1 protein-coding gene is annotated in these 448 nt (G+C 75.4%); it reads left to right on the top strand.

Annotated elements, in window-relative coordinates; genetic code table 11:
* Positions 1 to 448, top strand: a 448-nt coding sequence (locus BST12_RS29410) for a DUF222 domain-containing protein (RefSeq protein ID WP_139802094.1), incomplete at both ends; no start/stop codon positions are given.

The following is a 448-nucleotide window of genomic DNA, read 5'->3' as shown; positions in this document are numbered from 1 at the left end:
AGGATGACCCGCGCACCCTGGCCCAGCGCCGCGCCGACGCGCTGGGCGCGCTGGCCGCCGGCGCCGACCACCTGGCGTGCGGCTGCGGCAAGCCCGACTGCCCCTCCGGTGCCGGCAACGACGAGCGGGCCGCCGGTGTGGTCATCCACGTCGTCGCCGACGCGGCAGCACTAGGCGCTGCACCTGACCCACGCCTATCCGGCCCGGAACCCGCGTTGGCACCCGAAGCACCCGCCACCCCGGCGGTCAAGCCGCCGGCCGCGCTGATCAGCGGCGGGGGTGTGGTGCCCGCGCCACTGCTGGCCGAGCTGATCCGCGGTGGGGCCGCCCTCAGCCGCGTGCGCCATCCCGGCGATCTGCGATCGGAGCCGCACTACCGGCCGTCGGCCAAGCTGGCCGAATTCGTCCGGATCCGAGACATGACCTGCCGATTCCCCGGCTGCGACCA

Source organism: Mycobacterium angelicum (genome assembly GCF_002086155.1).
GTDB lineage: Bacteria > Actinomycetota > Actinomycetes > Mycobacteriales > Mycobacteriaceae > Mycobacterium > Mycobacterium angelicum.
The sequence above is the reverse complement of the archived record's forward strand: the minus strand, read 5'-3'. Positions and strand labels throughout refer to the sequence as shown.